The following is a 6448-nucleotide window of genomic DNA, read 5'->3' as shown; positions in this document are numbered from 1 at the left end:
CATCCGGCCGCCGACCCGCCCGCTGCCCTCGAAGACCTTCACCTCGCGGCCGGCGGCGGCCAGGTGGTGGGCGGCGGCCAGCCCGGCGATGCCGGCGCCGACCACGGCGACGTCCAGCTCGGGGGTGCTCCCGACGGTGCTCATGTCCACCGTCCGCTGCCGAAGGCGGCCGTGCCGGCGAGGAGCCGTTCGCGCAGTTCGTGCCGCCGGACCTTCCCGGTGCCGGTGCGCGGGACGGCGTCCCGGTCGAGCACCACCGGCTCGGCGAGCGGCGGCAGGTCGTGGACGGCCCGCCGCCAGCGCTCGCCGTCGAGTTCGCCGTCGCCGGTGACCAGCACCGGCAGCGGGCGGCCGTCGGCGACGGCGAGCAGCACCGCCTCCTCGACCTCCGGCAGCCGGTCGTGGAGCACGTCCTCGACCTCGACGCAGCTCAGCCCCGGGACCATGTCCACCTCGCGGTCGAGCAGCAGCAGCCGCCCGTCCCGGGTGCGGACGCCGAGGTCGCCGGTGTTGAACCACGGCCCGGCCGCCTTCGCCTCCCAGCGGTCCGACTCGCCGAGGTAGCCGAGGCAGCGGGCGCCCGTCCGGGTCAGCACCAGGCCGGGCTCGCCGCGCCGGACGGGCGCCAGGGTGGCGGGGTCGACCACCTTGAGGCGCACCCAGCCCGGCAGCGGCCGGCCGAGGTCCCGGGTGGTCGGGTGGCGCTGCTCGCTGTCCGCCAGCGCCCCGCGGGTGAGGAAGCGGAAGGTGAGCGGCCCCGTCTCGGTCTGCCCCCAGCCCTGCATCCAGAGCGGGCGGCGCCGTTCGGAGGCGGACAGGAAGGTGCGGACGGTCGGCGGATGCATCGCGTCGAAGGTCGAGATGTACAGCCGCACGTCCCGGAACGGGTTCTGCGGCCCGGCCGCCAGCTGCTGCCAGCGGACGTAGGTGGACGGCAGCGCCTCCAGGATCGTCGGCGGGTGGCTGCGCAGCAGCGCGGCGGCGGTCGACGGGTCGGAGTCCGGCAGGATCGCGAAGGTGCCGGGTGCCCGCCAGAACGCGCTGGCCGTCCAGGTGACGGCGCGGCCGTGGGCGAAGGAGATCGCGCTGGCGACGGTGTCCTGGCGGCGGGCGGAGAGCACCGGCCAGCGGCGGGCCTCGAAGGCGGCCAGCCGGCGGATCAGCGTGCGGGTGGAGTGCACCACCAGCTTGGGGACGCCGGTGGTGCCGGAGGTGTGGTTGACGGTCAGCGGCGCGTCGTCGGGGCGGCGGTGCACGGCGGGCACGGGGTGGCCGCGCAGGTCGTCGGGGGTGAGGGCGCCCTCGGCGGGGCCGTCCAGGCAGACGGTGCGGCGGGCGAGCCGGGTGAGGTCGTGGCCGGCCGAGCGGGCGGTGCCCAGCACGTCCCGCTGGGTCACCAGGACGGCGGGCTCCAGCCGTTCCAGCAGCACGGCCAGGCCGTCCGGCGGCACCCGGTCGGAGAGCAGCGCCGGCACCGCGCCGATCCGGACGGCGGCGCAGGCGAGCAGCACGTAGTCCCAGTGGTTGCGCTTCACCACCGCGACCCGGTCGCCGGGCCGCGCGCCCGCGGCGGCCAGCCAGGCGGCCGTGTCGCGGACGAGGTCGGCGAGCCGCTCCGTCGTCCAGCTGCTGCCGCCGTCCGCGGCGAGGTCGAGCGGACGGCCGAGTTCGACCCGGATCGGCGGCCGTCGCTCGGCCAGCACCTCGAACAGCGGGCCGAGGTCCAGCGGCAGGGGCTTCACCAGGGCGGTCACGACAGGCTCCCGGTGAGCAGACCGGCGGCGGACAGGTCGACGGCGACCAGCAGGGCGCAGCTCAGCCGGTGCAGGTGGATGCCGAGCCGCCGGGCGAGCAGGACCTGGCCCTTGACGAAGCCCTGGTGCCACTGGCGCGCCCGCAGGACCAGCACCGGCGCCATCACCAGCGGGAACCACCAGGGTGCCACGCCCGCCACCGCGGAGCCGACCACCAGCGCCGCCTCCAGGGCCGAACAGCCCGCCACGAACAGGGCGTTGCCGCGTGACGGCAGGAGCACGGCGGCCGTCCTGCGGCCGACCGCGCGGTCGCCCGGGATGTCGTTGGTGTTGGAGTAGACGCCGAAGAGCAGGGGGCCGAGGCCGAACACCAGCGCCTGCACGGCGACGAAGGCGTCGAAGCGGCCGGTCAGCAGCCCGTGCAGCGGCAGGACGAACAGCCAGCCCAGCGCGGCGAGGAAGAACTCCTGGAAGCCGTTGTAGCTGATCCGCAGCCACCACGAGTACTGGAAGCCGAAGACCGTCAGGGCGAGCACCCCGGCCACCGCCCAGAGCGGGCGCGCCGGGGCCAGGGCCAGCGCGGCCAGCCAGCAGAGGGCGCAGGCGGCGGTGGACAGCCAGCCGAAGCGGATCGCCTGCGGCTCGGTGAGGGTGCCCGCGATCAGCGGCTTGCGGGCCAGCCGACGGGCGGGCGCGTCCGGGCCGTAGTTGACCTCGTCGCTGCCGTCCCGGTAGCCGGTGACGTCGTCGAAGGTGCACATCGCGGCACTCATCGCGATCTCGCCGCCGAGGAAGAGCAGCAGCACGGCGAGGGTCGCCGTGGCGGTCGCGGCCGAGCCGCCCGGCAGTACCATGGCGGCGACCAGCGGGACGCTCAAGTAGTAGTCGTAGATGTCGAGTTTGGCCAGCCGGGCGTAGGCCCGCCAGGCGATCGGCGGTGACTCGGCGACGGCCGGTGCGGCGGCGTGCTCCACGGGATCGCTGTCCTCTCAACGGCGGCCGGGCCCGGGACGGAATGCCGCGGGGGCCGGAGAAACGGGCCGACCACGCTGACGGTGCGCCAATCCGCCGTGGCGGACGGTGAGTCGGCGATCTCATGATGGCATACGGATACCGTTCGGATGCATTCCTATGATGAGCGCAGAAACGGGCGGTCCATGGTGTGTTCGTCTGCGGACCGCCCGTTGTGGGAATTACGCCGAGAAGCTCCCGGCGCCACCCGGGACGTGCGTGCCGTAGCCGGGCTGGACGGTCAGGCTCGGCCCGAGGCAGAACGGATTGCCGTAGACCTTCACCGGCCCGTCGGTCCGGTTCGCCAGCACATGGGCCAGGGCGGGAAGTTGGTTGCACCCGGACGGATCGGTGTACACGTCCAGCGGCTGGAACTCGGTGGAGAACACCACCACCGTGCCGGTCGCCGCCCGCGGGGCGGTTGCGGCGCCGGTGAGCGCCAGAACCGCGCCGGCGGCGGCCAGGGAGGTCAGGAATGCTCGCACAATCGTCCTTGCTGTCGATCGGTTCCCGCATTCTTCGCGGGCTCACCCCATCGATATCGTGCGCATACGTTTGAGTTCCATTCGCGGCGTCGGACAATCACCCGCCCGGCGGAGGGCATCGAATGCCCGTCCGGCCGTGCGGCCGCGGACTCCGGGAGCGCCCGCCGGCGGCGTCCGGTCGGGTGACACACGGCCCCCACCGATCGGCGGTCGCAGGTTGTGCGTGCCGAGCCGCGTACGGTCGATCCGGACGGACCCCGCCCGGCGGTCCGGCGCGCCCCGGCAGTGGCACGGCAGTCACCCCTGCAGTGGCACGGGTAGTGGCACCGGCCCGCGCGGGACCGTCCGCAGGGCGCCGACCCCCGACGGCGCCGGCGGGACGAGCGCAGGAGGCACCCCATGACACCGCCCACCCCGCCCGGCGCGGCCGAGCCGCCCGCAGCACCCGCCCCGTCACCCCCGCCATCCCCGTCCGGTAACGGTGCGACGGCGCTCCAGGTGCTGCGCAACCCCAGGATCTGGATCCTCCCGACCGCGCTGACCGGCGTCGTCGCGCTGCTGCTGTCCCTGCTCTACATGGGCGGCATCCTCAACCCCCGGATCGACCTCCACCGGGTGCCGGTCGGCCTGGTCAGCGCCGACAAGGGCGCCACCGTCGACGGCAAGCAGCAGAACCTCGGCGCGAGCATCACCGCCTCCGTCGCCGCCGCGCCCGACCCGGACGAACGGGTCAACTGGCAGGTCCTCAGCCCCGACGAGGCGCAGCAGAAACTCGCCTCCAACCAGCTGTACGGCGCCCTGCTGATCCCCGAGGACTTCACCGCCTCCGTCGCCGGACTCGGCCAGCCGCCGACCGGCTCGCCCGCCCGCCCCACCGCCGTCGTCCTCACCAACCCCGGCTCCGGCAGCCTCGCCTCCTCCTTCGCCGCCTCGATCGCCACCGACGCCGCCCACCGCGCCTCGACCGACCTCGGCAAGCAGCTCACCGCCACCGCCGCACAGCGCGCCGCCCAGCAGGGCACCCAGGTCTCCAACCCGTCCGCCCTGCTGCTGGCCGACCCGATCACCGTCGAGACCCGGGTCGGGCACCCGATCGGCCCGCACAGCGGCCTCGGCCTCAGCGCCTTCTACTACACCCTGCTGCTGGTGCTCGCCGGCTTCCTCGGCGGCAACGTCATCGGCAACGGCGTGGACGTCGGACTCGGCTACACCGACAACGAACTCGGCCCGTGGCACACCCGCCGGCGCACGATCCCGATCACCCGCCGCCGCACCTGGGTGGTCAAGTCGGTGATGAGCGTCGGGATCTCGCTGCTCACCTCGGCCGTCATCATGCTGGCCACCGTCTCGATCCTCGGCATGGACGCCTCGCACCTGCCGCTGCTCTTCGTCTTCTCCTTCTGCGCCAGCGCCGCCGTCGGCCTCGGCGTGCAGGCGATCAACGCCACCTTCGGCGGGATCGGGCAGCTGGTCAGCATGTTCGTGTTCATCGTGCTGGCCCTGCCGTCCTCCGGGGCGACGATCCCGCTGCAGGCGCTGCCGGACTTCTACCGCTTCCTCGCCAGGTTCGAGCCGATGCGGCAGCTCAGCGACGGCGTGCGGGCGATCCTCTACTTCGACGCCCGGGCGGACGCCGGCCTCGCCCGCGCCTGGATCATGATCGGGGTCGGCACGGTGCTCGCCCTGCTGCTCGGCTGGGTGATGACCAGCTACTACGACCGCAAGGGCCTGCACCGGCTCGCGGCCGAATCCGCCGCCTGACCCGGCTGCCGGACCGCTCCGCGGGTGCGGTGCCTCCCGAACCGCTGCGCGGGGCGATCGCACTCAAGGGCCGGGCCGAGTCGGGCCGACCGGTGGGAGGGGGTACGGCTGCGGCGACTGTCTCCTCCACGGCCTCGGGGTGCACTGACGGGCAGAACGCGATCGGCTTTCACCAGCCTCCGCCCGAAGCGCCCGGATCGCCGCGATGACGCCCTGACGCCGTTGTCGTACGGGCGAGGGAACGTGTCGATCGAATGCGCCACGAAGGTGCGGTCGCGGAGGCGCTGCGGCTTCGAGCGCAGTGCCTATCACTGCTCCACTGCGCCGAACGCCGGCTGACGGACGGCGGTGGGCTGTCCGTGGTGGCGGGCCCGGGCCGGAAACAGGGCCGTACGGGAGTGCAGACCGCGGAGTTCGTGGCGCACCAGGGCGGGAAGGGCGACGCCGTCGCGGTCGGGGGAGAGCAGGGCGGGGGAGAGCAGGGCGAGGGCCGCGTCCCGGTCGCCGGCGCAGAGGTGGCAGTCGGCCAGCCGGACGGTGAACAGCAGCCGTGAGGACGGCAGTTGGTCCGGTCCGAGCAGGGCCAGCGCGGTGGCTGCCGCGTCGGCGGCGTGCCGGGCGGGCCGCGGGTCGCCGACGGCGGCGGCGACGTCGCGCAGGGCGGCGGCCGCACCGGCCTCCACCCGGAGCCGCATGGAGGCGATGGAGAGCCAGGCGGCGTCCGCCTCGTCGGGTTCGCCGATGTGGTCGAGGTGCAGCCGGGCGCGGGCGATGTGCCGGACGGTCCCGCGGACGTCCCCGGCCAGTGCGTGGGCCCGGGCCCGGCCGATCCGGCCCATCGCACCGGCCCAGTGGCGGTCGGGCGCGGCCCGGCCGATCGCCCGGGCGTAGCCGAGCGCGGAGTCGGCGTCGCCGTCGAGGCGGGCCAGGGTGCTCATGTCGCTCAGCGCGGCGACCTGGGTGGCGGGGTCGTCGGCCAGTTCGGACCAGGTGAGCGCCCGGTCGAAGCAGGCCATGGCGGTGGCCCGGCGGCCCTGCTGCATCCGCAGGACCCCGGCGGCGTGCGCGTACTCGGCGGCGAGCCGGGCCAGCGGTCTGCCCCGGGCGGCCGGCCCGGCGGCCAGCCGGCCGAGGACGGCCCGCAGGACGTGCTCCACCGTCTCGGCCGCGCCCGCCCGGACGGCCTGTTCGCCGGCCCGCAGGTGTGCGGCGAGCAGACCGGTGAGCGCGTGCACGGTGTCGGTGTCCGGTGGCGGCCCGCCCGGTCCGGCCGCGCAGAACGCCGCCTGGAGCGCCGCCATGTCCTCCGCCGACGGCAGCGTGCAGCCCGCGGCCGCGTGCAGCGGGCAGAGCAGACCGTAGTCCGGGAGGCGTGCCGGCGGCGGGCAGGCCGGGGCGGGGCCGCCGCCGGACGGCGGCCGGGTGTGCGGCAGCGGC

The 6448-nt window shown here is 75.0% G+C and carries 6 protein-coding genes; 1 reads left to right on the top strand and 5 read right to left on the bottom strand.

The window, feature by feature from the left end; genetic code table 11:
- From ABZ641_RS22520 to ABZ641_RS22505, 4 genes are all read right to left on the bottom strand, one after another.
- The coding region (locus ABZ641_RS22520; RefSeq protein ID WP_359984310.1) for an FAD-dependent oxidoreductase at positions 1 to 144 on the bottom strand (144 nt) is incomplete at its 3' end.
- Positions 141 to 1754, bottom strand: a complete 1614-nt coding sequence (locus ABZ641_RS22515; RefSeq protein WP_344626379.1) for a class I adenylate-forming enzyme family protein — start codon at positions 1752 to 1754, stop codon at positions 141 to 143. The genes ABZ641_RS22515 and ABZ641_RS22520, both read right to left, overlap by 4 nt.
- Positions 1751 to 2728, bottom strand: coding sequence for a UbiA family prenyltransferase (locus tag ABZ641_RS22510; protein ID WP_359984307.1), 978 nt, complete (start codon positions 2726 to 2728; stop codon positions 1751 to 1753). The genes ABZ641_RS22515 and ABZ641_RS22510 overlap by 4 nt, the downstream gene beginning before the upstream one ends.
- Before the next feature lie 219 nt (positions 2729 to 2947).
- On the bottom strand, positions 2948 to 3250 hold the full coding sequence (locus tag ABZ641_RS22505) for a hypothetical protein (RefSeq protein ID WP_344626381.1): 303 nt from the start codon (positions 3248 to 3250) through the stop codon (positions 2948 to 2950).
- A gap of 399 nt (positions 3251 to 3649) precedes the next feature.
- On the opposite strand from ABZ641_RS22505, the gene ABZ641_RS22500 reads away from it, so the two are divergent.
- Positions 3650 to 5011 carry a DUF3533 domain-containing protein gene (locus ABZ641_RS22500; protein WP_359984304.1) on the top strand — a complete coding sequence of 454 codons (1362 nt, stop codon included), beginning with the start codon at positions 3650 to 3652 and terminating at the stop codon, positions 5009 to 5011.
- A 308-nt stretch (positions 5012 to 5319) separates the two neighbouring features.
- On the opposite strand, the gene ABZ641_RS22495 is transcribed toward ABZ641_RS22500, so the two are convergent.
- A partial coding sequence (locus ABZ641_RS22495; protein ID WP_359984301.1) for an XRE family transcriptional regulator occupies positions 5320 to 6448 on the bottom strand: 1129 nt, incomplete at its 5' end.

Source organism: Kitasatospora sp. NPDC007106 (assembly GCF_040634455.1).
Lineage (GTDB): Bacteria > Actinomycetota > Actinomycetes > Streptomycetales > Streptomycetaceae > Kitasatospora > Kitasatospora arboriphila.
This window is presented reverse-complemented; position numbering and strand designations above follow the sequence as displayed.